This is a genomic window from Vibrio sp. Vb2960 (assembly GCF_033337665.1).
Taxonomy (GTDB): domain Bacteria; phylum Pseudomonadota; class Gammaproteobacteria; order Enterobacterales; family Vibrionaceae; genus Vibrio; species Vibrio alginolyticus.
In genome coordinates this window covers 92,171-118,962 of the sequence record NZ_JAWORD010000003.1, presented here as the reverse complement: position 1 = coordinate 118,962, position 26,792 = coordinate 92,171, and the positions used below count along the sequence as shown (strand labels likewise).

General features: G+C 44.7%; 23 protein-coding genes. 6 read left to right on the top strand and 17 right to left on the bottom strand.

Translation table 11 applies throughout. The annotated features are described in order from the left end of the window. Window positions 1–3: 3 nt before the first annotated feature. A complete protein-coding gene (locus R7O03_RS03870) occupies window positions 4–1,353 on the bottom strand; it encodes an alpha-amylase family protein (protein ID WP_053350526.1) in 1,350 nt (449 codons plus the stop codon). A 520-nt stretch (window positions 1,354–1,873) separates the two neighbouring features. On the opposite strand from R7O03_RS03870, the gene R7O03_RS03865 reads away from it, so the two are divergent. Next, a complete protein-coding gene (locus R7O03_RS03865) occupies window positions 1,874–2,230 on the top strand; it encodes a MerR family transcriptional regulator (protein ID WP_318131513.1) in 357 nt (118 codons plus the stop codon). A 58-nt stretch (window positions 2,231–2,288) separates the two neighbouring features. After that, window positions 2,289–2,666, top strand: a complete 378-nt coding sequence (locus R7O03_RS03860; protein ID WP_005375385.1) for a carboxymuconolactone decarboxylase family protein — start codon at window positions 2,289–2,291, stop codon at window positions 2,664–2,666. Between the two features lie 77 nt (window positions 2,667–2,743). Here the strand turns inward: R7O03_RS03860 and R7O03_RS03855 are convergent, their stop codons facing one another. Beyond that, window positions 2,744–2,974 (bottom strand): PAS factor family protein, encoded by a 231-nt coding sequence (locus R7O03_RS03855; protein WP_005375384.1) that lies wholly within the window; start codon window positions 2,972–2,974, stop codon window positions 2,744–2,746. A 282-nt stretch (window positions 2,975–3,256) separates the two neighbouring features. Further along, the gene (locus R7O03_RS03850) at window positions 3,257–5,683 is read right to left on the bottom strand and encodes a M9 family metallopeptidase (RefSeq protein ID WP_318131511.1); all 2,427 of its coding nucleotides are present in this window, start codon (window positions 5,681–5,683) and stop codon (window positions 3,257–3,259) included. 449 nt (window positions 5,684–6,132) lie between these two features. On the opposite strand from R7O03_RS03850, the gene R7O03_RS03845 reads away from it, so the two are divergent. After that, on the top strand, window positions 6,133–7,110 hold the full coding sequence (locus tag R7O03_RS03845) for a hypothetical protein (protein ID WP_005385090.1): 978 nt from the start codon (window positions 6,133–6,135) through the stop codon (window positions 7,108–7,110). A 31-nt stretch (window positions 7,111–7,141) separates the two neighbouring features. Here R7O03_RS03845 and accD read toward each other — a convergent pair whose 3' ends face one another. Next, a complete protein-coding gene (gene accD / locus R7O03_RS03840; protein WP_005385089.1) occupies window positions 7,142–8,005 on the bottom strand; it encodes an acetyl-CoA carboxylase, carboxyltransferase subunit beta in 864 nt (287 codons plus the stop codon). 141 nt (window positions 8,006–8,146) lie between these two features. On the opposite strand from accD, the gene R7O03_RS03835 reads away from it, so the two are divergent. After that, window positions 8,147–9,046 carry a LysR family transcriptional regulator gene (locus R7O03_RS03835; RefSeq protein WP_005385088.1) on the top strand — a complete coding sequence of 300 codons (900 nt, stop codon included), beginning with the start codon at window positions 8,147–8,149 and terminating at the stop codon, window positions 9,044–9,046. 146 nt (window positions 9,047–9,192) lie between these two features. Here the strand turns inward: R7O03_RS03835 and R7O03_RS03830 are convergent, their stop codons facing one another. Continuing rightward, window positions 9,193–10,752 carry a methyl-accepting chemotaxis protein gene (locus R7O03_RS03830; RefSeq protein ID WP_017635256.1) on the bottom strand — a complete coding sequence of 520 codons (1,560 nt, stop codon included), beginning with the start codon at window positions 10,750–10,752 and terminating at the stop codon, window positions 9,193–9,195. A 550-nt stretch (window positions 10,753–11,302) separates the two neighbouring features. Then, window positions 11,303–12,379 (bottom strand): nickel/cobalt efflux protein RcnA, encoded by a 1,077-nt coding sequence (locus R7O03_RS03825; protein ID WP_318131509.1) that lies wholly within the window; start codon window positions 12,377–12,379, stop codon window positions 11,303–11,305. A 135-nt stretch (window positions 12,380–12,514) separates the two neighbouring features. Here R7O03_RS03825 and rcnR point away from each other — a divergent pair, with 135 nt between their 5' ends. Then, the gene (gene rcnR, locus R7O03_RS03820) at window positions 12,515–12,787 is read left to right on the top strand and encodes a Ni(II)/Co(II)-binding transcriptional repressor RcnR (RefSeq protein WP_005375370.1); all 273 of its coding nucleotides are present in this window, start codon (window positions 12,515–12,517) and stop codon (window positions 12,785–12,787) included. 266 nt (window positions 12,788–13,053) lie between these two features. Here the strand turns inward: rcnR and R7O03_RS03815 are convergent, their stop codons facing one another. The 6 genes from R7O03_RS03815 to ltnD all read right to left on the bottom strand — a co-directional run bounded on the left by R7O03_RS03815 (window position 13,054) and on the right by ltnD (window position 19,250). Beyond that, window positions 13,054–14,547, bottom strand: a complete 1,494-nt coding sequence (locus R7O03_RS03815) for a GntP family permease (protein WP_005375369.1) — start codon at window positions 14,545–14,547, stop codon at window positions 13,054–13,056. Next, complete coding sequence (gene denD, locus R7O03_RS03810) at window positions 14,547–15,506, bottom strand: D-erythronate dehydrogenase (RefSeq protein ID WP_167415906.1); 960 nt, start codon at window positions 15,504–15,506, stop codon at window positions 14,547–14,549. Before denD ends, R7O03_RS03815 begins: the two co-directional genes overlap by 1 nt. A gap of 61 nt (window positions 15,507–15,567) precedes the next feature. Then, entirely contained in the window at window positions 15,568–16,344 is a 777-nt protein-coding gene (gene otnI, locus R7O03_RS03805; protein ID WP_047101720.1) for a 2-oxo-tetronate isomerase, read from the bottom strand. Further along, a complete protein-coding gene (locus R7O03_RS03800) occupies window positions 16,344–16,991 on the bottom strand; it encodes an aldolase (RefSeq protein WP_005385078.1) in 648 nt (215 codons plus the stop codon). Before R7O03_RS03800 ends, otnI begins: the two co-directional genes overlap by 1 nt. 11 nt (window positions 16,992–17,002) lie before the next feature. Then, window positions 17,003–18,259 (bottom strand): 3-oxo-tetronate kinase, encoded by a 1,257-nt coding sequence (gene otnK, locus R7O03_RS03795; RefSeq protein ID WP_318131546.1) that lies wholly within the window; start codon window positions 18,257–18,259, stop codon window positions 17,003–17,005. A gap of 25 nt (window positions 18,260–18,284) precedes the next feature. Further along, window positions 18,285–19,250: an L-threonate dehydrogenase gene (gene ltnD / locus R7O03_RS03790; protein ID WP_318131545.1), complete on the bottom strand. Its 966-nt coding sequence runs from the start codon at window positions 19,248–19,250 to the stop codon at window positions 18,285–18,287. A gap of 217 nt (window positions 19,251–19,467) precedes the next feature. On the opposite strand from ltnD, the gene R7O03_RS03785 reads away from it, so the two are divergent. Beyond that, entirely contained in the window at window positions 19,468–20,226 is a 759-nt protein-coding gene (locus R7O03_RS03785; protein ID WP_005375354.1) for a DeoR/GlpR family DNA-binding transcription regulator, read from the top strand. A gap of 178 nt (window positions 20,227–20,404) precedes the next feature. On the opposite strand, the gene R7O03_RS03780 is transcribed toward R7O03_RS03785, so the two are convergent. The 5 genes from R7O03_RS03780 to R7O03_RS03760 all read right to left on the bottom strand — a co-directional run bounded on the left by R7O03_RS03780 (window position 20,405) and on the right by R7O03_RS03760 (window position 26,774). Continuing rightward, a complete protein-coding gene (locus tag R7O03_RS03780) occupies window positions 20,405–22,159 on the bottom strand; it encodes an ABC transporter permease subunit (RefSeq protein ID WP_411977461.1) in 1,755 nt (584 codons plus the stop codon). A gap of 4 nt (window positions 22,160–22,163) precedes the next feature. Beyond that, window positions 22,164–23,678: an ABC transporter substrate-binding protein gene (locus R7O03_RS03775; protein ID WP_258460892.1), complete on the bottom strand. Its 1,515-nt coding sequence runs from the start codon at window positions 23,676–23,678 to the stop codon at window positions 22,164–22,166. Next, entirely contained in the window at window positions 23,668–24,516 is an 849-nt protein-coding gene (locus R7O03_RS03770) for an ABC transporter ATP-binding protein (RefSeq protein WP_258616407.1), read from the bottom strand. The genes R7O03_RS03775 and R7O03_RS03770 overlap by 11 nt, the downstream gene beginning before the upstream one ends. A gap of 20 nt (window positions 24,517–24,536) precedes the next feature. Beyond that, window positions 24,537–25,298, bottom strand: coding sequence for an ATP-binding cassette domain-containing protein (locus R7O03_RS03765; RefSeq protein ID WP_258616404.1), 762 nt, complete (start codon window positions 25,296–25,298; stop codon window positions 24,537–24,539). Between the two features lie 171 nt (window positions 25,299–25,469). Beyond that, on the bottom strand, window positions 25,470–26,774 hold the full coding sequence (locus tag R7O03_RS03760) for an MATE family efflux transporter (protein ID WP_170893361.1): 1,305 nt from the start codon (window positions 26,772–26,774) through the stop codon (window positions 25,470–25,472). Between the last annotated feature and the right edge of the window lie 18 nt (window positions 26,775–26,792).

The window sequence follows — 26,792 nt, the reverse complement described above, 5'->3', positions numbered from 1 at the left end:
CTTCTAGTTCGCGACGAGTAACATTGACGACTTAGATGGTACGATTAACTTACCGTCAGTTGGAATGATTTGTTCTGTCATCAAATCAACCCAATTACCATCGATTTTTAATGTCAAAGACTGTTGACGCTGTGATTTATTAAGCACCACAATACCTTTGTCACCTCGCTTAAGTACGAGCATGTCATCGTTACCTTCAAGAACACTCATCGGCTCGCCATGCGTCATATTATGGAACTGGATCATTTTTGCCATTCTCGGATCGCTCCATGCACCTTGCCATCTTGGCTGACCATTTTTACCTTTAATACCGCTGGTGTTTAAGTCGGTATAAATCAACGGCACACCACCATCTCGGCCTAGAATATAGGCATAAGCTAACCATTCGTTTTCCTCGTCCATGATGAGATCAAGAAAGACATCATTGTTAGGAATATCATGTGTGATAGCAAATGTAATCGCACGACCGGGGGACAGAGCCTGACCAAAACAATAGGGATCAATCAGAGACTTGAAGCTGCCCTTTTTAGCAAACGCCTTAAACATGGTTGAGAACAAAGGGAAATCGTACGCACCTAGGCGAGTTTCCTGTAGATACGGCTCAAGAAACAGCTGATACTCTTCTTCCGTCGCACCGCCATCGGTAATAATTTCACCAAATATATGCACATCCCGCGTGATGTCGTCTGTCCAAACACGCTTAAGATGCTCTAACGTCATGTGTTTCGCAGCGTCAATACGAAAACCTTTCACACCAATAGCTTTCAGCGCCGTTAGGTACGCTCGCTGCTGTTCAACGACATGGTCACAAACACGAAGAGTTGGCAAGCCAGGGTCGGTTGGCCCACCTGTGATACGTCCATTTTGAACCTGCCACTTATCTTTCCAGTCTTTAATGCCGAATGCTTCAACAAAGTCCTCTTCATCAAAAAGTGGTTGAGATAGATCGCCAAACAACGCTAGCGACTGATATTTCTGCTTGTTGTTCTGGTATTCCTCCAAGACCTCTTGTCTTGGGTACTGAAGGTCTCTGCGAAGGTGGGCCTCATTTGCCATATGGTTAAACACTACGTCGGCATAAACCCACACACCAACTTGCTCCAGTTCACGAACCATATGAATAAAATCTTTGGTATCACCCAAGGCATTATCGATAACACGATAATCTTGTGGTTGATAACGCTGCCACCAGCGCTCATCGTGTGCGCTTTTCATTGGTGGCGAAACCAACACAGAGCCATAACCAAGCTTGCGGATTTCTTTTGCTCGTTGGGCAATGTCAGCATACTTCCAATCAAACGCATGTAAGATAACGTTTGCACCGAATGATTGTGTTTCCTGTGAGCCACTCATGTTGTTCTCCTGCTCGTTTCCACTCACGATTACTTGTTTGCATTTTTTTGTGAGTGAATTCAATAATCGAAATTATAAAAGCTATTCATCAGAGGCACTCACCCTTTTAGCACTAACTCAAGGCTGAAATCGAAGGCGTAGCGACTCATCCATTGCACAGCGATAAATCGTTCTGAGTGAATAACGGGCACACAACATACACCCCAAACAGCCCAGAACAAACCTAAGACATTGTTTTATTTAGCAAAAATATCAATCAAAAAAGATGCAACATAAGACCTACGTACGCCCTAAAATAGGCCCAAAGGATAAAAATAGCCAAGCCAACCCGTTGAGTAATCAATTGTTAATAAAACGAAACTGGCAGATGGATCACGTTTGGCGCGTTTCAAAAATCCAGTAAATCACCATACCTAGCGTTAAAAGACTAAAGATTTCTGTTTGTATCTGTCCCGAAATGACTTCAAAATGCGAAACTTAGCTTGTCTCTATGGGGTATGCTCTACCTTGGAGGATAATAATGAATATCAAAGAATTTTCTGACCTCGTCGGGCTATCTGCTCATACACTTCGATACTATGAAAAAATCGGTTTACTTAAACATGTCCATAGAAACGCGAGTGGACATCGAATGTATAGTTCGAAAGATCTAAACTGGATAAGCTTTGTTAAGTGTTTAAAAGAAACTGCAATGCCACTTGAAGAGATTCTAGAGTATGCCAAATTAAGGGAAGTCGGCTCTCAATCTGTACCACAACGTCAAGCCCTGTTAGAACAACACCAAGAAAACCTCAAACGCCACATTGAGCAACAGAAAAAGCACTTATCGGCTCTAGAAGAAAAAATTGCCTTGTATAAAAGCGGAAAAGTTCGTTGACTTAGAGTTAACTCTAACGATTAAGGTGTGTTTACGTTTATTCACTAGGAACATACCGATGGAACAATCACGCTTTAACAAAGGATTAGAACTACTCTCTCAAATTGATGGCGACGCTGGTCATAATGTCATCGAAACCTTACAAGATATTTGTCCAGATTTAGCTCAGTACACCATTGAGTATCCGTTTGGCGATATTTATGCTCGCCCGGGCTTAGACCTAAAATCGAGAGAAATCGCAACCGTCGCCGCGCTAACGGCAATGGGGAATTGCGCGCCGCAACTAAAAGTGCACTTAAATGCAGCGCTGAATGTAGGCTGTAGCGAGGATGAGATTAAAGAGATCATTTTGCAGATGTCCGTCTACGCAGGTTTTCCCGCGGCATTAAACGGCATGTTTGCATTCAAAGAAGTGCTAGCGGAAAGAGCAGAGTAATAACGACGTTGAAATCAATTTAACCGCAATTAAAAACGGCCCTTGGGGTTCGGGCCGTGATTAAAACAACGAGTGAATTAGCGCTCAGGAGTTTCAAGCAGTTTAACCGCGCAATCTACCGCGTTGTTAATGCCTTGACTGCTCTCCAACTTGCCTGAACTTGCAGGACCAAGGGCACAAGAATACAAAGCCAGCTGCTTATCGAACGGCAGATCCAACTGTTCATAGAGATTTTGTCGGATTCTTGCATGTTGTTCTGGTTCTTGGTTAGCAAGGCTAATCAACGTTTCATAAATAAGCGTTTTCATGTCTTTCCCTTTTCACTTTATTGCACGGGGTGCATATATATTGTATCCATTTGGGAAGCACAAATCAGAAGCTAGGTCACAGAACGCGTCGCTAAAAAAGTTTATGTGCGCGGTAAATTGCAATACAAACCTAAAGCCGTTTAGAAAAAGGGCAACTGATAACTCGATAAACCAGCCGATTAACTAGCATTCGCCGCTGTTTGTTTATAATCGTGTCCGATATAAACAAAAACGTCGCTGTATCAGCGACGTTTTATCTCGACTTTAGTTAATCGAACCTGTTTAGTTGAAGTGCACTAGCATTTCAACGTCATCGCCTTGCTCTGGAGCCTGAAGAGCGAAGTGCACGTACCCTGCTTCAGTAACAGGAATCGCAAGGTATTCATTGCTGCCTGCATAGTTGGACGCATACTCGTGCTGCTCTACTGTAGGCCAATGCTCCCTACTCGCGTATAGATCGACATTACCAGTTTGAGAGTGAGCCGTTAGCCATACACGAACCTCTTCAACACCTTCAGGCACATAAACTGCTGCATAACGCTGCTTGTGAACGGTAAGCATTTTGGCTTCACCAGACTCTAATACCACAGGTGCTAAATCATCTTGCACTTGGGTTGGCGGTGTTTGCGCTTCCACTTCTAACGCAGCCACAAGATTCACTGAGTCATAGCTATCACGTCCAGTTAAGCTGATGTAGTAACGACCCGCTTTAACGTAACCATCTTGCTCTGGTTCAAACACAATCTCTTCATTGCTGCCATCAGCATAATGACTCATTTCGAAATCATAGTAATGCGCGACTTTGTTGTAGCTCATGTAAAGATCCGCATCACCCGCACCCTCAATAGATACATTGAAGTTAACGGTGTTGGCTGGAACATCAACGTAGAACAGTTTTTCGCTGTATGCTTCGCCACTGAGCTGAAGGCTTTGGTTCGCCGTCAATTCAGTCACTTGTGCTTCAGGGCTTGTTGGTTCTGTTGGCTCTTCTGGGTCTGTATCAGGTTGCTCAGGTTCCACTTTTAATGTGTCCAACCAACGTTCAAACTCAGCATCGTATTGTTGACCTAAAGACGTCACCTGCTGTGCCCATTGTTCGAACTGGCCAGAGCGCGACAATGCCAACAAGCTTTCGACGTCTTGTGGATGATTTTCTAACATGAATCGAACAGCTAGATAACCCCAACGATAGATACGATTGGTATCGTGAGAGTACGTGGTATCAAACACAGTGGAAAGGCTCAGTTTACCATCTGCAATCAGCTCAATCGCAGCTTGGTAACCTTGCTTGTAATGCATGTACTCAGCAAAACCTTCTAGCCACCAAACAATATGACCATGAGCCAAGTTATCGCTGAACGAACCGTATTGGTTAAATCGTGCATCTAAATAGTGCGTGTATTCATGTTCTAGGTTCAAGATAGAGAGATCTTCACCATTCGCGTAGCGATAAGCGACGAAACGCGCAGTATTGTCCGCTTTTGAAGGGTCACCTTCTAGGTACTGACCACCGTTGTCCGTTGTATTACCAAATAGGAATGAAGAGTAATCAACGTAACTAGTGTTACTCGCGAATACCGCCACTTCAACACGATCATTCAAATCATCAGCGACAGGTTGATTACCCGTATTCGCAACTCGATGGAAGTCGGCTTCTTTTGCCGCTAGCACTTCACACGCTTTCGCTGCTTGAGCATCGGTCAGATCCTCAGAGCGAATAATGGCAGGTCCCTGACATTCAAAACGATTTGGCATTACACGTGCAGCTAAATCTTGCTTGGCTTGCTCAATATTCAGACCATTTAGGCCTTCTGGTGCGTAGTAGCTCATCATTTCAACGGCAGCAAGCCATAGTTTGTCATGCTCACTACCCAGTGGATAACGCTGCATCACCTGTTGCATTACTGCCAATGCTTTGCGTTTGGTCTCCTGATCTGGGCTCGCGAGCAAACGACCAGTTTCACGTAATGCATTGAAAACGATAAAGCTTGCATCCGTATCTAATGCCCAAGCATTATCAGATGCGAATTTCACCAACGTATCAATATGGTGTGTATTGTTTGCCATGTATCGGTAGAACGCATCGTTCGCCGCATGGCCTGCCATAGAGCGGAACAAGTTGTTTAAACCATCGACCCATTGCGTGTCCTGCGCGGTTTCACGATTAAAGTGCATCAACGCGGCCATCATGCTATCCATGGTCAGCGGCAACTGCTTAACGTTATCAACCATCAAAGTCAGGCTCTTCATTGCACCAACTTGTTCACGACCTTGATCCAAAGCATGAGGGTTGTTTAGGAATAGGTTCGTCGACTGAGCAAAACGCTGACTCAACGCTTGCGAAAACTCGGGTGTACCAGTACCAGCGTTGTAGCGAACGTAGTAGGCCGCTCGAATAAATTCGCCTAGGTTCTCTAGAATACGAGCTTGATCTGCTTCACCACGATAGCGAGCGATTTCTTGATCCAGCGCGACTTGGATACGGCTTAGGCTCGCTTCACTATAGATATCATTCAGCGTTTCTGAAGGTGCTGAAAACCAAGCGTGGTAGCAATCATACTCAGCACCAGAAACGGCAGTAGCCAGATCTCGCGATTGTTGTAAATCAGCAACAGCACACTGATTTTGTGCAAAAGAGAAGCCAGACACACTCGCTAGAATACAAGCAAGCGCCAAACGATGGCGCGGGAAAAAACGGATATGAGACATAACAACACTCATTGATTATTAACATACATTGAGTGGGGGTTTATATTCTTTACAGCTCAAACAGTGAAATCAGTATCATAAAATTTATGAAACCGCTCCCAAAAATAGGTCTTTTACTCTAATTAAATGGGAGCAATCCCACTCCCAAAAAACTCACAATTATCAATAAAAACATTAATTTACCTTTTTCTAAATAACGACTTTATGAGGAAAATTGCCCTTAAACGCCCCCCCTTAACTCTTCCAGATAGAGTTCACGACAATCAAAGGTTCTAAATTAAATTTTGATGCTTGATACCATCTATTTTTATTTGTGACTCATTCCCAATAAGTCATAGAGTGCATATCAAAAGGTTGGCATTAATGGTAAATTCTCCGCCAAATCAAACACATTTACTCCTCCAGTCATTGATGAGTGAATAAAGCAGATATTTGGCTAGGGATAATACATGTCACTTTGGGGATTTTTGGGAGCGGGGATTGCCTACTTCATGACAACGTTTGCCTTTGTTTTTGGCGGCATTTTTTGGTTATGTGCTGAAGGTAATACATTAAGAGAAACAAAGCGCCAATCATCAATAATGTCCGGGGTTATTGCTTGTACTATTGGAACTTGGGTGCTTGCTTTTGGTGTTTACGTTTACGGTTACTTTTGGGATAACTCTTCTCACTATTATTTTTATTTGCTCGCTCCATGGGGACTTGCCATTTTTGGGGTAAAACTTCGTAACCGCTGGGTTAAGCAATACGCGCGTGTAAAACACGCAAAAGAAGAACAGTGGCAAAAGCGCTGGCGAGAATTATTAGGGGAAGATACTGAAGAGCTTCAACCATATACACATGATTACGAGCTCTACTCGGGCATTTGGCAAGCCAATGAAGCGCTCCAAGAACAGTGTTTTGCAGCCCTTCCTCACGGGAAAGCAGTCTACGAGAGAGTGAAAGCCTTCCAAACGATGGCCTCCCCCGCTGGTGACATAAACAATCAAGTTTTGCTGAGTAAACTCGATCAACTAGAGGATGAAATCATTCAAGTTCTTGAGCAACACTCGCAAAAGAAAGTAAGCATTGAAACTGGCGCAGGTACTTTACACAAAGAGTCAAAACGCAATGTTTATCACCATGAGAATGGCCCAACAGAAGAGCAACTGTACGACTCAATCAACCTCCAACATGATTTGGATCGAGAGCTACGCAACATTATCTATGATCGGCTCGGTTACGATGGCGAAGATGAGTACTTTTTCCTCCAAGCGCCACTCGAAGAGCTTACCGAGAATGAAACCGCAATCAACTGGATGCTCTGGGGGTTAGTAAGCGACCATTTTGCTGTTGACCCATACCAAACGGCGTTGGATCTCAGCCTAATGAATGCGGAACCAAGATGGGGGCAAAATGAACGGTTTGTAATGATTACGGCTCAATAAACGCAAGTACTAAGTCTAACTTTAATATAACCTATTCTGAGACCACCCTCGCGTTGGTTAACTTAGCCAGTAAGCGGCCAACGCGATCGCGCATTTCACGTCTATCGACAATCATATCTAGCGCACCATGCGCTAGTAAAAATTCACTTCGCTGAAACTCGTCTGGTAACTTTTCACGTACCGTTTGCTCAATGACACGTCTTCCCGCAAAGCCAATACTTGCTTTAGGTTCACCAATATTGATGTCTCCTAACATGGCTAAACTCGCCGAGACGCCACCATAAGTTTGGTCCGTCAATACTGAGATATAGGGTAATCTGTGCTCAGATAAGTGGTTTAACGCGGCGCTGGTTTTTGACATTTGCATTAGTGCCACCAAAGACTCTTGCATGCGCGCCCCTCCGCAAGCGGAAAAACATACTAACCCAGATTTTGTATTAATTGCGCTTTCAATTGCTCGGACAAACTTCTCGCCAACCACTGCGCCCATCGAGCCTGCCATGAAAGAGAATTCGAATGCACACGCAACAACAGGCAGCCCCAATAACTTGCCCTGCATCACCACCAACGCATCTTTTTCTCCAGTCGTTTTCTGCGCTAAAGCAATTCGCTCTTTATATCGCTTTAAGTCTTTAAAACCCAAAATATCTTGTGGCTCCAACTCACTTGCCAACTCTTGTTGTGTTCCATGGTCCAGAAAAGAGATCAACCTTTGACGCGCAGCCATTCTCATGTGATATGAGCATTTAGGGCATACTTCCAAATTTTCTTTTAACGCGGCACGATAAAGTATTTGTTCACACTCAGGACACTTTGTCCAAACGCCCTCAGGGATAGACGCTTTGCGCGAACCTATTATATTTTTATTCTCAAATAACCGTTCTAACCAGCTCATAAATTCACCACTATTGATTACGTTCTAGCGCGATATCTCGTTGTTTGTTCGCTTAAACTTGTAAATAAAATTGTATGTAACTTAGTACAGGGATAAAGTGCGATATGCTGGCTTGATAATCCAATAAAATGGGATAATGAAATGTTTGATAACGTTGACCAAATCTGGTTAAAAAGTTTTCACTGTGTTTATGAGAACAACAGCTTTAAGCGAGCCGCTGAGTGTTTGAATATACCAACATCAAATGTCAGCCGACACATTGCCCTGCTTGAAGAAAAGTTAAACATTAGGTTGTTCAATAGAACAACAAGGCGAATGACGCCTACCGAGGCTGGAGAAGAGCTCTATAGCAGCACTCGTCCGTTATTGGAGCAACTCAACGCCGCACTAGAAACGGTAACGCGCCACTCACACACGGTAACAGGGGAACTGCGAATTCTTATGCCAGACACACCTGTACTGGCCAAAGCGGTTGTCACCTTTTGCACGCAATACCCGTCAATCTCTTTGTCTTGCGATACAACGCTAAACCCTAAAGATGATGTTATTGATAGCTTTGATGTCATTTTGAGTTTTCATAGAGGGACTTTGTCAGACAGTAACTGGGTGGCGAGAGAGATAAAACGCTGGCCCAGTGCCATTTTAGCCGCGCCTCAACTAATTGAGAAATACGCCACCCCTTACAAAATTACGGATCTAAGTCATGTTCCCTGCATCACGACGCTTACCGCAGTAAATGGTGCACCATGGGTATTCAGAAACCCTGTTGGGGGCCATATTACTCAAACTGTGCAATCTTCATTCAAAGTAAACAGCGGTCATCTCGCCAGATATGGCGCGTTATCAGGGCTTGGATACGCAATATTGCCAATTGAGTCATGCCAAAATGAGATCAAAAATGGTGAGCTAGAAATCGTCACTCTAGAGTACGAACCTGAGGATTTAGTGCTTTACGCCTTTTACTCGTCTAGAAAACATGTAGCTAAGAAAATATCTATGTTTGTTGAACATTTAAAGCAAAACGCAAAACTTAACGCCTAGCTAAGCTTTACTCAACTAATTTATCGTATTCTGTTTTATCGTCTAGAAAGGACAAACACCGCTAAGCGATTTGAGACTCGATTTCTCAAATAAAAAAGCCAGCAATTAACATTTACTGGCTTTTATTAAAGAGGGTCAGTTGGCGTTTAGATTCTAAACGCTCCTACGTGACGATCGAGTGTTCGCGATAGCTCCGCGAGTTGTTGACTTGATTCTTCTAGTTGCTCACTCGCTGTTAGCGCACTTTTCACTGAGTGGCTGACGGTATCCATGTTCATATTAATTTCGTTTGCTACCGTTGATTGCTGTTCTGTTGCGGTTGCTACTTGAGTATTGATATCTGAAATAGTCGTCACTTGTGCAGCTATTGCTTCTAAAGCCTGTCGAGCTAACTCAGTTTCTGCCGTTCCTTCTTCAATAAGAGTCTTACTATTACTCATTGAATTCACCGCACTTTGAGCTTCAGTTTGTAGCTGGTGAATCATATTGTCAATTTCATCGGTAGAATGAGCCGTTTTAGTCGCTAGGTTGCGAACTTCATCAGCAACTACTGCAAAACCTCGGCCGGCATCACCAGCGCGTGCCGCTTCGATAGCCGCATTGAGAGCCAATAGATTGGTTTGCTCCGAAATACCTCTAATCACCTCTAGAATACTACCAATCGACTGAGTATTTTCAGCAAGACTCACGATAATGTTGGAAGTGCTGTTCATCTCGTTTTCAAGATTAGTCATCGCCGTTTTGGTTCTTTCTAGCGTCGTGTAGCCATCTTGCGCTTCATTACTTGCTGCACTCGCAGCATTTGCCGCTCCGGCAGCATTGGAGGCAATTTCATTGACCGTCGCAATCATTTCGTTCATGGATGTGACAACCAGCATGGTTTGCTCGTTCTGCTCTTGCCCTCTTGTGAGCGCTTGTTGAGATTGCCCACGCAAAGCGACAGCTGAACTATTAAGCTCCACACCAGTATTTACAACTTGTGTAATAATCTCATGTACTTTCCCAACAAAAACGTTGAAAGCAGAAGAAATTTGCGCGACTTCGTCATTACCTTTCGCTGGCAAACGAACGGTTAAGTCTCCGTCTCCTTTTGAGATGTCTTGTAGAGCGTCTTTAAGCGCAGAAAGCGGTCTCATCAGTTTATTTAGCAGAAGTGACAGAATCAAAACACACATAACGAAGATCGCCACCATAGAGATCAACTGGTAAGTAATAATTCCATTCGTCGCTTGGCTCACTTCGGTAATAGGAATACCAATATCAAAAGTACCGTATAACTGACCATCCACATAAATTGGTGCCATGATGTCAAACACCCATACTTTCTGGACATCGGCATACCACTTTGAGTACTGTTGAACACCTCTCGTCGCGCCTTCAACAGTATATTCATCGTTATAGGTTTTGTTCAGCTTGTGCTTATCACTGTGGGCTACTGCCGTTACGTTACGGTCAATTACAACGGCATAACTCACGTCTGAACGTTGTTTCAGCCCCTCAACAAGCGATTGTAAATCTTGCATTGGATTGGCTGAGTTCTCCAAAATATAACTCGCATTTCCCGCTAGAAACTCAGCTTGAACTTGGGATTTGTTTAAGATGATGTCATCGATTTTCTGACTCGAAATTAGGTACGTTGATGCCATACTCGCCACGACAGCAATACCAAACATGGCGCAGACTGCTAATAAGATGATTCTTTTCATTATAATTGTCTCAATACAATTCAATTGATGCTCATTAATCGAGCGCTAAGCCTTTCTTCTCCAAAACCAACCAAACTGCATTTTGGGTCTGTTTGGCAGAGCAAGACATAACTTTATAACTATGTATCTGCTTGGTTCCCGATTACTTTAGACAGAAGGAAAAAAAGTCTTCAAAACGTCACATTTCTACGAGGTTTGGCGAAGGGACGAGTACGCAAAAGGAAACGTTTGCATAGTTAAATTTAACTATGCGACCAAATTGGTATCGAACATTAAAGAAAAGACTTCTAATTAGCGTTTTGACTATCGGGATCGCTTTGGTCAGTGCTCCCGTTTTATCATTTAGTATCTCAGATTCGAATATTAGAGCCACAATCGCAGCGGTTGTAATACGAGATGCTTGATGAAGCGAGAATGACTTGGTTTGTAGATATGGCAGCGATGTCAGATCGAGTGATTATCAATCAAAAATCGGCAGAAAAATAGGCAAACCAAGGCATTAAGCCATTACCAATGCAAAAAGAAAGGAAAAGAATCTTTACCACAGAGTTTAACTCGTCAGCGATATGTATCCATGCATACCCATGTATAAACCAACTGCACTGATCAAGACGCCCGATAAGTAAGGAGCTCGACGTGCAACATCATTCAAACCGCTCCATTTAGATGTCGCTTTTTGCACGCCCACTGCTGCCACAACGCCAACAGCAACCAGAGTCAAGGCTAAGCCAATACTGAATGACACAACTAATGTCGCACCAAGAGTCATTGCCTTAAGCTGCAAACAGATAAGCAAAACCGTTACCGCAGCAGGGCATGGAATCAAACCGCCCGTTAATCCAAACAGCAGAATTTGCCCATTCGTCACGTCTCGATTCTCAAAGCGTTTTTGAATGTCTAAAGCGTGAGCGCGTTCGTGAGCATCTTGATATTCCTTATCTTCGCTTTCTAAATGAGAACCAGGACGAAAATGTACATCAAAGTCATGGGTATGATCATGGTGCCCGATGATCAAAGTGACAGAAAGTCCATTAGAGACTTCAATGCAAGACGCCGATTCCAAGTATCCATCACGCTCTATAAAGTGATAAATATCAGCAGGTTGATAACCATCACTCGATACCGAAACCTTGATACCTTCAGCAGTTAAAGGTTTACCGCTGAGTGTTCGCAACTGGAAACGGTGATGCTCCCCTTCCTGTGTAATCGAAAGCGAAACATGCCCATGTCCTGTATCCACAACTTGCGTCGTCCAATCGCGAGCATGATCCTGAGCTTTGTTCCAAGCTCGCTCATCGCTCCATGTCCGCCAAAACATCCATACGCCGGTTGTCACGATAATGACCCCAGACATAAGTTGCATCCATGGTTCAGCCGCTTCAGCGGTGAATTTCTGGCTAATATACATCCCGCCAACAGCGATTAACCATACAATTGCAGTGTGAGAAAGTGTGGCAGCTAAACCCAGCATCACGGCTTGTTTGACCGTTCCTTTCACAGCGACAATGAACGCCGCCATCATCGTTTTAGAGTGCCCAGGTTCTAAACCATGCAAAGCGCCAAGAAAAATGGCACTGGGAATAAAGAACCACCCATTACCTTGTTGTAGTAACGCGACAAAATCCATTGTTGTTCTCTGTTGTTGATTCTAATTTATCGCAAACTATACTCCCCCCTAGTATTAAATACTACCCCCCAGTATAAATTGAGTGCTACATTATCAGTTAGAATAACTCGGCCCGTAACTTAAAGAAGATAAGACATGTCGCATACAACCAGAGATCAAAAGAAGCTCAACACTCGAGTCAGTAAAATACAGGGTCAGGTGAATGGACTTAAAAAAATGCTGGAAGAAGAGCATGAATGCCAAGATGTGTTGCAGCAGATTGCCGCTATTCGGGGAGCAGTAAATGGTTTGATGCGAGAAGTAATTAAAGGTCACTTACTTGAACACGTCGTACTTGAGGAAGACAAAACTCAACGTGAAAAAGATATGGAAGTCGTATTAAAAGTACTGGACTCTTATATAAAGTAACCCTACTTCGCTAGAGTAAAATCACTAGAGTTAAACTCGAATAGAACCTTTATAGGTAATCGCTTACTAAGCGGGAAATAACAATTCCATTTCATATTGATTAAGTTGAAAACGGAACCTATATCGGTTCAATTTAAATAGTTTATTTATAAGAACTAAAACGGCCCAAACATAGGGCCGTTCATATTATTAACAATCTCTAAACCATCTGATAAAAATACATGTTGTGATAGGTTTTTACTTTATGGAAGAGTACAAGTAAACCTTTATACCTCTTGTAATTCGACGTGCTTAGCGCTGTAAGATTTTGTAAATGCAACACACCCCAAAAGTACAGCAAGTGGTAACACGGGATCAAAGATTGAACCATGAGATCCGAAGAATAAGTTAAGAATCATGACTAATGAACCACCAATAGCCCAAGCAATTGTTGTTGGAATAGTCCAAATAATGAGTTGTTTCTTAACCTCAGTCACCCCCATTAGTCGATTAACAATATGGAATAGCGAGTCATTAAAGTAGCCAGCAAATAGAGATCCCATCGTAGCTGCCGTCGCTGCGAATAAAAGGTTAACGTCAGGAATATTTACTAAAACTGGGGCAGATATAGAAGCAGCGGTTATCATGGAGACTGTACCAGATCCCTGAATAATACGAACTAACGTCGCAATAATAAATGGAATCATAACCGCAGAAATAGGAAGCCCTGCAACTTGGTTAGCAATCTCTGCGCCCGCACCCGTTTCACGCAATACGGCACCTAACGCGCCACCAGCTCCTGTTACTAACAAAATGATGCCACAAGTGGAGATTCCTTGTTCCATCTTTTCATTCGCTTCTTCTTTGGTAAGGTTATTACCCAATGTATAAACCGCTAATAACGTCGCTATTGATAGTGCAATAGTAGGGCTGCCGATAAAAGCGATAAATTGACCAAATGTTGTTGCAGTCAGCCCTTCGAAACCGAAAGTCCCCTCTAATAAACCCATCACTGATTTCGCAAGTATAAGTAAAATAGGGATAATAATTGGAGCGATAGATTTACTTAAAGATGGTAGGTCTTTCGCTTCTTTACTTGCAATGTACTCTTTGTGATCATTAATCAGTTGCTCACTAGACTTCGAGAAATGTTCGGTTGGAATGAATTCAGGAAACTGCTTTTCTAACCATCTTGCATACCAAACAATACCCATGACACAAGGCGCTGCGATCATCAAACCAAAACCTAACATGCTGGCAAGATCGACACCAAAGATACCAGCAACGCCCAAAGGCCCTGGAGTCGGCGGAATAGCGTGATGCGCTACGACCAAGCCGCCCGCCAGAGCAACCGTAAGCGTTAAAATCGAGCGATTGGACGTTTTTGACAAAGACTTCGCAATTGGATAAAGAATGATAAGCGCGCTATCCACAAAGATTGGGATGCTAACAATATAGCCAGTTACAGCAAGAGCGGCCTCTTCTTTCTTTTTTCCTAACCACTTTATAAAATTATAGGCAATACTTTCTCCTGCTCCAGAAGCCTCTAAAATAGCCCCCATCATAACGCCGAGACCGATGACAATCCCTATACCGCCTAATGTTCCACCAAATCCTTTGCTAACGGTCGCAATCGTGTCGTCAACACTTAACCCACCAATAATACCTGCGATACATGCCGCAATTAACATCGCAATTAACACATGTACTTTTGTACGTAATACAAGAAAAACAAGGACTGATACGGCTACTATTAGTCCAATTACTGAGGTTGGTAACATTAGACAATCTCCATATTGTTAACAGAAATAAATTGTTGTAATACATCCTTGAAATTACTATCTGCTTTAAATCCAAGCTCCAGTTCTTTAGTACAATCAATTTTTTGTGGCCAACTACTCACAATACGATCAATACCCGCATCATGCTCATAAGTAATATAATTAGAAAGTTGTTTACCCATTAGAGTGTCCATTGTTTGAATCATCTCAGCTGGTGTAGTTTGAATACCAGGTAAATTAAGCGTTCTATAGGACAGATTATTTAACTGCTCATAAGGCATTAGCCCTGCATATTGAATATTGTCCACCACTCTAGACGGGCTCGATATCCAAAGTTTTAGCGTAGGGTCTACAGGACAATTTGATTCTTGAGCATTCATAGGCTCACGAATAATTCCGCTTACGAAAGAGCTAGCGGCAAGGTTTGGTTTCCCAGGGCGAATACAAATAGTCGGTAAACGTACGGATACAGCTTTAACAAAGCCTTTACGGGCATAGTCGTTAACCAATAACTCACCTATGGCTTTTTGCGTCCCGTAGGATGACTGAGGATGAAGTGCTGTTATTGGTGTAATCGTTTCCGGAAGATCACCACCAAAGACAGCTAAAGATGAAGCAAACGTAAAACGAATATTAGGGTTTACTTTACGGCAACGCTCAAGCAATAACTGTGTGGTCGTCAGGTTTACAGCTACACCTAAATCAAAATCTTGCTCAGCATGGCTCGATACAATTGCCGCTAAATGAAAAATGTGTGTCGTTTCGGCAGTAATAACTTGGTCTATATTTTCTCGCTTTGTCATATCCATGACTAAAGAAACGACTCGGTCATCAATGCCCTCTAAGCGCGACTTTTGAATGTCGACAATAGTAATACTTTCAGCTTTGTTTTCTTTTAGTAGTGATTTGGCAAGTAGGGTTCCGAGAAAACCCGCCCCTCCAGTTATGATAATATTCATAGTCACGACCCTTTGTTTTTGTAATTGGTTTCAAGTTATTTATGGATAGAAATTAAAATTGTTATAGGTATGGTTTAACCCAACTAAGGCCTAGCTGCGTGCTATGCCTTGGGTTGTATTCACAACCGATCCAGCCTTGGTAACCAGAGTCATCCAAAACATTGAATAGGTGTGGGTAATTCAGTTCGCCTTCCGATGGTTCGTGCCTTTCAGGCACAGAAGCAATTTGAATATGGCCTGTGTATGGCGCCACATCGCGAATCAACGTACTCAGATCACCGTCCATAATTTGTGCGTGATAGAGATCGAGCTGCAATTTCACGTTTGGACGAGCCACTTGTTTGATGAGTTCCACCGCTTCACGTTGATGTGCAACAAAGTAGTTCGGTACATCGCGATTGTTGAGTGGCTCAATCATCAGCTCAACACCTTGTTCGGCAAACTTATCCGCTGCATAACGAATGTTTGAGATAAAGGTTTCAATATGCTGATCACGAGTGAAGCGTGAATCAACAATGCCAGACATAGCGTGAACCTTTTTACAGTTCAGTGCCTTGGCGTACATCAGCGCAGTCTCGACGCTCGTTTTAAATTCATCCTCACGCCCCGGAATAGCTGCAAAACCTCGTTCACCTGCATCCCAATCACCTGGAGGCATGTTGAATAACGCTTGCTCAAAACCAAACTGCTGTATCTTGCTTGCTAGTTCTTGCGCTTCGAATGCGTATGGAAAAAGGTATTCCACCGCTTTGAAGCCCGCTTGGTGTGCTTTTTCGAAACGATCTAGAAAAGGAACTTCTGTGAATAACATTGTCAGATTTGCCGCGAATTTAGCCATTACTTACCTCTCCCTTTTAGGTCTTGAATCTCAGTATCCGTTAAGTAGCGGATGTTGCTATCTTTAAGAATGAACGCTAGCTTCGCTGTCTCTTCTAGCTCTTCTGCGTTATCCACTGCATCTTCAAAGTCCGTACCCGTGATCACTGGACCATGGTTCGCCAGGAGGAAAGCTCGGTAGTCACTAGCCCGCTGCGCAAGTTCTTCAGCAATCTGAGGGTCGCCCGGGCGCAGGTACGGAATCACTGGCAGTTCGCCAATGCGCATTACAAAGTAAGGTGTAAAAGCTTTGATGGCATTCTCGCGATCTAGACCTTCAAGACAAGAAAGCGCCGTCAAGTAAGTAGAATGCAGATGCACAATCGCATTACACTTTGAGTTATTTCGATAAATCGCCAGATGAAAAGCCACTTCTTTTGATGGCTTTTCACCAGAGATATGGTTGCCATCAATATCCACAACCGAAAGCTCTTCAGCAATCAAGCGGCCGAACGAGGAACCAGTTGGCGTTGCCAGAAAGTGTCCATTAGGCAGCTTTAGAGAAAGGTTGCCAGCGCCGCCAGTCGCATAGCCACGTTCAAACATAGAGCGAGCCATAGTGACCATTTGCTCTCGCAGTTGTTGTTCTGTCATCAATTCTTTATTCATCACAACCTCACCTATTCAAAAAACGACTGTGCTTTGGCAAAGAAGTGTTCATCGCCGAAGTTGCCCGATTTCAGAGCCAAAGAAAGCTCGCCTTCAAGTGACTTCACCCAAGGTACACCAGGTGCGATTTGAGGACCGATATGAAAACCTTTTACGGCTAGGCTTTGGGTTACAACCCCTGAGGTTTCCCCACCCGCAACGATGAAATTTTTCACACCGTGCTGCTGAAGTTTAACTGCAAGTTGGCTAAAGAACTGTTCAACCGCGTGACTTGAAGCATGCGCGCCAAACTCTTGTTGAATCGCTTTTAACGCCGTTGCATCTGCGGTTGCGTAAACCAGTGGTGCGAACTCGCTTTCGATGTTGGTCATGACCCAATCAAACACTTGATTTGAGTAATCTTCTTCCGTCAAACACGCCTTCACATCAATAGCAAAGTGTGGCGCTTTTTCTTTGTAAACAGCGACCTGTTGGTTGGTCATGACAGAACAAGATCCAGATAACACAACGGTTGGTGCCTTTTTAGGGTTCCCCTCTTGCTTCGCATCACTTTGATCTTCAAAGTTCTCTATCCAGTTCTTAGCAATACCCGCAGCCAAACCAGAACCACCAGTTACCAGTTTTAGAGACTTCGCCGCTTGGCCAAGTGTGACAAGATGCTCTGCATTGAATGCATCAACCACTGCGTAGCGGTTGCCTTGTACTTTTAGCTCTTCAAAGCGCTCAATTACCGCTTTTGGACCTTGTTCAATTATTTGGAAGTTCACCAGGCCAGATTTGCCTTGAGATTGAGCATCCATCATACGAACTAGGCTTGAATCAGTCATTGGTGTCACAGGGTGATTACGCATACCCGAGTCGCTTAGCAAGTCCTGGAATACAAATAGATGGCCGTTGAAAACTGTGCGACCATTCACTGGTAATGATGGGCAGACAATGGTGAACGCTTCACCTAGCTCTGCAAGCAGTGCATCCGTTACAGGACCAATGTTACCTTCTGCTGTGCTGTCAAACGTTGAGCAGTACTTGAAGTAAAACTGCTGACAGCCATTTGCTTGCAGCCACTTAAGCGCCGCTACTGAATCCTCGATTGCCTCATCTACAGGACAAGAGCGAGATTTAAGACTGATCACGACCGCATCTGCGTTTACATCAATCTCTTCTTTTGGAATACCGTTAAGCTGAACTGAGCGCATGCCGTTTTCTACAAGAAAACCTGCGATGTCTGTTGCGCCAGTAAAGTCGTCTGCGATAACGCCTAATAACATCATTTTTTCTCCGTTTTACGTGCGCTTATTTCTGTTTGTTTTCTACACCTGGAAGCTCAATACCATCAAAAATCTTGATAACGGCACTGTCGTCCTCCTGGCCAAAACCAGCATTGCTTGCACTCAAAAACATGTTTAGTGCTGTGCTTGATAGAGGAAGTGGAAATTTGAGATCTTTTGCTGTGTCCGATACGAGGTTTAGATCTTTCACAAAGATGTCGACCATAGATTTAGGGGAGTAGTCACCATCAACTACATGCTTCATGCGGTTCTCAAACATCCAAGAGTTACCCGCTGCATTCGTCACCACGTCGTACATCAGGTCAAGAGGAATGTTTGCACGTGCCGCTAATGCCATTGCTTCAGCACCAGCTGCGATATGAACACCTGCTAGCAATTGGTGGATAATCTTCACAGTTGCGCCTAGGCCAATCGCTTCACCGATGTTGTAGACTTTAGCTGCCGTTGCGTTGAGTACTGGTTCAAGTGCATCAAATGTGCTTTGCACTCCCGACGCCATAATAGTCATCTCACCTGATTCTGCTTTTGCAGCACCACCAGATACCGGTGCATCAAGCATCACAAGGTTGTGTTCTGCCAATTTCGCTTCAATTTGTTTTGCGTCTTCTGCTGAGATGGTTGCTGAAACCATTACTGGCGTATTCGGCTTAAGCACTTTAGCAAGACCGGTTTTGAACAAGACCGTGTTAACTTGAGCTGCGTTCACAACAAGAACTAGAACCGAATCAAGCTTATCTGCAAACTCAACTGCATTTGTAGAAACAGCTTTTGCACCGAATGAACCTAACTCTTCAAGCGCTTGAGAATTTAAATCGAAACCATAGACATCTAGGCCTGCACGCACACATGACTTTGCGGCGCCCATTCCCATAGAGCCTAAACCGATAACACCTACAGATTGAACTTCACTCATAAAAACAATGCCTTCTGGTCTATTAAACTTTGTTAATTCTTGTTTGGCTGATGTGATTATATGTGAAGATTAATACTAAGACCTCGCTTTGAATCACATTTTTTCACACAAATTAACAATGTCGTGATATATACCTCTTTATGGGCAGAGATATTCCGAGCAGTTAACACAAGCGAAGGCTGTTCTTACAACGTTGAGAACATAATTCACAGATATTCACAACAAATGAAAAGATTGGTAGGATACTGAAAAACAAGAATATAGAAGTGAAACTATGATCCCAGCAGAACGTCAAAGAACCATATTATCCCTGTTATCACATCAAGAAGTGTTAAGCATTTCAGATTTAACCGACCACCTTGGCGTATCACATATGACCATTCGTCGTGATATCGTGAAGCTTGAATCCTCAGGTAAAGTCGTTTCTGTTTCTGGTGGAGTGCAACTCGCTCAAGCTCTACATTCCGAACTTTCCCATGATGCGAAGGTCGAGCAACAAGCGGATGAAAAAATTCAAATTGGTAAGCTGGCGGCTACGTTAATTGGTCAAGACGCTACGATTTACTTGGATGCGGGAACAACCTCTCTAGAAATCGCCCATCAAATAGCAAATCGTAATGATCTTTTAGTGATCACCAATGACTTCTCTATTGCTGCTTTCCTTATGACGCACAGTGAATGTGAGCTTTACCACACTGGGGGAAAAATTGACCGCGAGAACCAATCCACCATTGGAGGAAAAGTCGCAGAGTTCTTGAATGGGCTAAATATTGATATCGCCTTTATTTCGACTTCATCTTGGAGCTTGAAAGGCTTATCAACACCTAATGAAAATAAAGTTCTCGTTAAAAAAGCAATCATCAAGGCGGCACAAACCAATTATCTGATCTCAGACTCAACTAAATACGGTCAGATAGCGAGCTTTCATGCATTAGACATCGAGCAATTGGACGGAATTATTACCGATCGAAACCTATCCGAAGTGGTCACTCAAGAATTAACGGATAAAGGATTACGTGTGTATAAAGAGTAACACTACCTAAATATCTGAGTTCGCGTAACTTTTATACTCGTTAATTTATAGGTGCTTCCAATATACATAGACCGTGCTGTGTACTTTCTGGCAGAAAACACATCCTTTTGTTTTCTAAATTACCAAATTACTGATTACATCTGGGATATGGAAGCTCACTTCGCTTTATCGCTGCTCGTCACTTGTCATCAAAAATCAAATTCACCGCAATTGCCATCAAAACTAAGCCTAAGATTGGCAGCAAGACACCCAATGGTGAGCGCTCTATGTAAGGCAAGTTTTCAGCAATCAATAAGCCCCACTCAGGTTCGGGCGGCTTAACGCCAAGTCCGATAAAACTCAGAGACGTCAGGCTAAGCGTAATGTAAGGCAAACGCAGAAACGCATGACGAATCAATGGCGGCAGCACATAAGGCAACAAGTAGTAACGGAGTACTCGCCACTGACTGGTTCCCCAAATGGGCGCAAGATGCGTATATGGCTGCGCTTTGGCTTCCATCAACAAGCTCGCACAGTGCGCCGCTAATGGTGCCCATGACACCATAACAATCGCAATCAAGGCACTGTTTGGGTTCATCCCCGTTAGACCAGCAATCAACAGACCCGCCACAATGTATGGCACACCTTTGGTGATCTCAATTAATCCTTGGCTATAACGAGTCACGAAGCCGAGCAGTAAACCAATAACCAAACTTAGGAACGTCGCGATGATACCCATTTTGATTGTCGACATCATACCGCCGCCAACGCGAGCAAGCAGATCTCGTCCGACCGCATCGGCACCAAACGGTGCTGTGAAGCTTGGCGATTCAAGGCGGGTAAATTGGATGGTATATGGATCGCGCATTAACGCCCATCCTGCACAACCAATCAGCAAGGTAAAGATTGTCGCACTGACGATACGTTTGGTGGTGCTTTTGGTAAAACGGAACGTGCTGTGACTGCTGATCAACTTGCCACTCGTGACACTGTGCCCGAGTAACCAGCGTTGCAATAAGATGCTCGCACTGCTAATCAACATCGAGAACACCAGCAACACTAACAAACCACCTTGCAGCATCGGCAGATCTTGTGACTTCGCCGCGCCTAAGATCAATCGTCCGATACCCGGAATGGAAAACACTTGCTCCACAGCAACCGCACCGCCGGTTAAACCAATCACCGTCATTGCGATTTGAGGAATCAAGTTACTAACGGCACGCCACAAGGCAAAGCGTAAGATTTGAAACTTACTGACGTTCGCCGATAGCCAAGTGATCACCCAAGGCTCATCTAGTACACGCTTGAGGCTGTCATTGAGCAAGCGACCGAACAAGCCAGCAGCAGGCAATGCCATTGCCAAACTGGGTAGCCAGAGGTTTTGCACGCCTTGCCAACCATAAGGTGGGAACCAACCCAACCAGATGGAAAATACCATGATCAGCAATGAAGCAATCACGTATTCAGGCAATGAAACCAACACCGAACTGAGCGTGTCATGATGCTTGTCTAAACGATTCTGTTGCCAACGACGCACGGTGTAAAGCACACTCGCCATGCACATTACAAATGCCATGCCTAACGCTGTAAGCATCAGTAATAGTGACGTTTTTGCGGTTTGTTGAACGCTCTCCATTACGGATGCGCCACTCACCCAAGAGACACCTAAGTCACCTTGCATGGCAAGCGTCAACCAATCCCACAGTCGCTCAGCAGCGCTGCGGTCAAGTCGAAGATCTTCTCGAATTGCTTGCAGAGCTTCTGCCGTCAGCAATTGTTGAGCACCCGCACGAGCACGGAGGATTGATTGGCTTGGATCGATACCGGCAATATCCGGCATCAGACCCACCAGCACAACCACTACCCCGAGTGACAGGAAGCGCGACAAAAAACGCGTAAACCATTCAGGCATACAAGCGCTCCAACGAGAGCGCATGTTGGCAACAGACGACATCGAGTTAGTTCACCTCAGTAAACTGGTCGATCAGGCGACGCTCACGTGGGTCACGTTGTGCATTCTTCACGCGATCACTCTCACCTTGGATTACACGCTCGTGAAGCAGTGGAATCACAGCGTATTGCTCAAGGATTTTGCTTTCTGCTTCGATGATCGCTTGTTGGCGTTTCTCACCCAACGGCTGACGATCAGCGTGTTTCAATGCAGCATCCACTTCTTCAGAGCAGAACTGACCTAGGTTATAAGAACCTTTACAGCTAAAGTCACTTTGCATGTACGCCACTGGGTCACCAGAATCCAGCACCGTTGCACGTGACAACAAGAACGCATCGAACTTACCTGCTAGTGCATCGTTTTCGATTTGTGCGTATTCACGAACGTCTAGTTCCACCACAAAGCCAGCCGCTTCAAGTTGTTGCTTTAATAGCACCGCTACTTCTGGCAACTCAGCACGGTCGGTAAATGTACCGATGGTGATCTTCTCACCATTCGCGTGGCGCATTTCCATGGTTTCCATACGAGGGTTCGCATCACGAATTGGTTGAGCCCATGCCAATGCAGGACCTAACAAACCTTTCGCTGAATCGGCGTGGTTCTCGTAAACCGTTTTGATGATTTGCTCACGGTTAACCGCTTGAGCCGCTGCTTTACGCAAACCGAACTGGCTAAACACATCTGATTTGTTGTTTAGGTAAAGCGTGTTGGTACGTGGCATTGCGACTTCGTGCAGCTGTGAAGATTCCATCATCGCGATTTGCGAAACAGGAACCGCTTCAACGACATCCGCCTCACCGGTACGCAGCGCTGCAGCACGAGCAAAACCGTTTGGTACGTATTCAGCAAAGATGCTGTCTACTTTCGCTTTTTCACCCCAGTAACCGTCAAAACGCTTCAGTTTTGCGCTGGTTGTCCCGTTGATTTCTGTCAGAACGAATGGACCGGTACCCGCATTGATTGGCACAACACGACCGTTTTCTTGATATGCAGCACCAGAAAGGATCGCTAACTGTGGGCTAGAAAGACGGCTTGGTAACAGTGGATCGTTAAAGGTCGTTTTGATTTCAACAGTGAAGTCGTCCAATGCGCGGACTTGCCATTCGATACCGTCCAAGATGCGTGGTTTAGGTGCGGCATCTAATGCTTTTTGCAGAGAGTTCACAACAGCGTTGGCATCAAGGTCAGAACCATCGTGGAATTTCACGTCCTTACGTACCGTAAATTGCCACGTCATCGGGTCAACTTGTTCCCACTCTGTTGCCAGCATAGACTCTGCTACCGACTGATCGTTTAGGTTCACTAGCGTTTCTGCCGTGCTCCAACGTGACAGTTTGAACGCGTCATCTGAAAGTGGCGATAAACCTGTGCGTGGTGGTTGCATCATGGCAACGCGAATTTCCGTTGCTTGCGGTGCAGCTGCTTTTTCCGCTTCTGGCTTGCTTTCGCCAGAGTCAAAACAACCCGTCAGCAATGCGCTTAAAGCCAGCGACAAAGCTAACTTGGGAGTACTAAGGTGCATAAGAAACCTCTCCAATGGTTTTTGTGAATTCATTACTTTTGTGTTGAGCGCTCATCAAGGTTCTCGTGATCAAGTGCGATGGGTTATTTGTCACGTTCTGTGCTGTGCCGTGCTCGACAACGCGTCCTTTGTCTAACACTAGGATTTCATCGCATAGGGTTTGTGCCGCATCGAGGTCATGTGTCACCAAAATCAGGCGCATCTGACGACTCTTTTGAATGCCTGCCAACAGGTCGAGAATCTGTTTACGACTGACGGGGTCTAAGCTACTCGTTGGCTCATCGGCAACCAACACACAAGGCTCAACAATCAAAGCTCTGGCGATAGCCACACGTTGCGCTTGCCCAACTGATAATTGCTGCGGGTTACGATCCAACAATGTGAGATCCAAACCGACATCCGCTAAGACCTTTTCCACCTTCTCGTTAAGCTCTTGCGTCAAACCAATGTTGCTTAGCGGCTCCAGTAAGATCTGGCGAACGGTGTAGTACGGATTCAAGCTCGATTGCGGCTCTTGCGGAATCAGCTGAATGTGCTGACACAACTCTTGTCGCTGCTTAGCCGAGCTACGCGATAACGGATAACCACACACATACACTTCACCAGATGTGGGCTTACGAAGACCGAACAGAAGCTCAATCAAGGTCGATTTACCCGCACCAGAAGGACCAACAATCGCAATGTTCTTTGTGTCGATAGCAAGATCCAATTGTTCGAGCGCTTTAAACGGTTTGCCCCCTAACCAACTTGGTTTGGAGTAATAGTGAACACTGGCTTGCTCAAAGCGAACTTCCGCCGATTTAGGCTGCGTGTGCCCGCTCAAGTTGTGCTTAGTCAAAATAGGCTCCAGAGATGAGGTTAAGGCAGCAGTTGCGCAAGTTGTTGGCAGAAATGATGCGAACTTTGCTGAATGGCTTGCCATGGTGCGCCATAAGCCACCATGGTGTTGTCCGCAATCACCAAGACTTTGTCACACGCCAAAGCCGCAGACAGATCGTGCGTGATCAACAAACCACTGATGTTGCGTTGCTGAACACTGCTGCGGAACAACTCAAGGATCTCCGCTTCGGTGATTGGATCGAGCGCACTGGTGGGCTCATCAGCGATGATCAAGTTGGCACTACCAAGCAATGCAATGGCAATACAAATACGCTGGCGCTGACCACCAGATAGCTGACTTGGATGCTGCGCTAATGCTGCTTTTGGATCTGCAAACCCGAGTTGAGACAACAAGGTCGTCACCGTTTCTCGGTTTGCTGAAGACAAGCGCGTTGTGTTGCCCGTCAATGCCAAACACAGTTGTTGTTCGACAGACGCCAATGGATTCAGCGCTTTAAGTGCATCTTGGAAAATGACCGCAGGACGCTGCGATTGACTGCGTTGCAGCATGGCAGTTTGTGCGACTTCACTGCTGTTAAGCTGGATACTTCCGTCTACCCAAATATCAGACGGCAAAAAACCTGCGACGGCTTTCGACAACATGGATTTACCAATGCCGGAAGGTCCCATAATGGCAAGAACTTCACCTTGAGACAGCTCAAAAGAAATGTCTTTGAAGAGTGTGCGCTCTGAGTCTGTAAGGCTGAGATTATTAACGGAGAGTATTGGTTGAGAAATCACGGCATAAACTAGATGTAATAATATAACATCACAAATAATATCATGCGGGTTAAAGCAAGGAAACCAGTCGGAAAGGTTATTTCATCACCTTTTTCAGATTTATCAACAAGGGCAGATGGCTCCACCCTTGTTATAAGAACATCTAAATTAGGTCGTTTGTGACAGTGTGTATTAAAGACACTTTTGTTTAACTTGACCGAGGTATGGGAACAAGAAGACAAAACGCCCAACGTAGAACAAAGTGAATGCCAGCCACAAACCGTGATTGCCCCAATATTGCACCGCAATAAATTGAGTCACTAAGAACAACACCATGGTTAGAAAGGTAGAGTTACGCACTGGTCGCGTCGTCCCTGTACCGGTAAAGATGCCGTAAAACGTAAGACCAAAACCAGCAACCAACGGGAATGCCAATAACCAAGGGCTCATGTCCAAATACAGCTCAACAAGGTTTGGCAAAGTGGTAAACAACGTCACTAATTGGTGTTTGAACAGCACCAACAACAAGGTCAATACAACGACAAACGCCGCGGTCCATTGCGTGTTTAGCTTAATCACGTTATCAAGCAATGTCGGATTCTTCTGCCCTACTGCTTTACCTGCGAAGACGCTCGACGCATTCGCCACACCATCGAACATGTAGCTGACGATGAAGGTCACTTGCATCAAGATTGCGTTCGCCGCGAGCACATCAGAACCTAGTTGAGAGCCTACACGCGCCATCATGTTGAAGAACACCAGTAGACACACAGTACGAAGCAGCAGATCCATATTGGAAGACGCGATAACTTTGAGATCTTTACGCGTCATTTTTGCGGTCTGAATGTAATCAAACAGCGGGAAGCGACAGGTTTTCAACACCAGCACTGCACCGATAACAAACGTCGAGATTTGTGCGATAAGTGTCGCCACCGCAACACCAGCAATCCCCATATCGAAGTACAACACAAATACGATATCCAGCACGATGTTCAGCACGTTACCAAACACTTGCGTGAACAAGGTTTCTTTGGCTTTCGCCTGCCCCATCAACCAACCAATCACGGTGTAGTTCAGCAGCACAAACGGCGCACCAAAGATCATGATATCGAAGTAAATCTTCGCGTTTTCTGCCACGACGGCATCAGGGGAGATAATCAGCTCTGCCCCCATCCAAATCACGGACTGCAACGCAATGAAAATCAAACCAAGGCAGAGCGAAAGCACGAAAGGACGGTATAAGCTGCTCGCTTGATCTTCCGGGCTATTTTTACCTAATGCGATCGCACTTTGCCCAGTCGTACTGACGCGGAAAAAGCCAAACAGCCAATACAAGGTATTCATGATGACGGTGCCGATCGCTACACCACCAATCATCTCAGCCACACCGAGTTTACCGATCACCGCGGTGTCCACCGCCCCCAATAATGGTTGGGTAACAGTAGAAACGATGAAAGGAAATGCGATTTTAAAATAGTCTTTATGAGTCAGGGACATCTTAAATTATGAACAGGG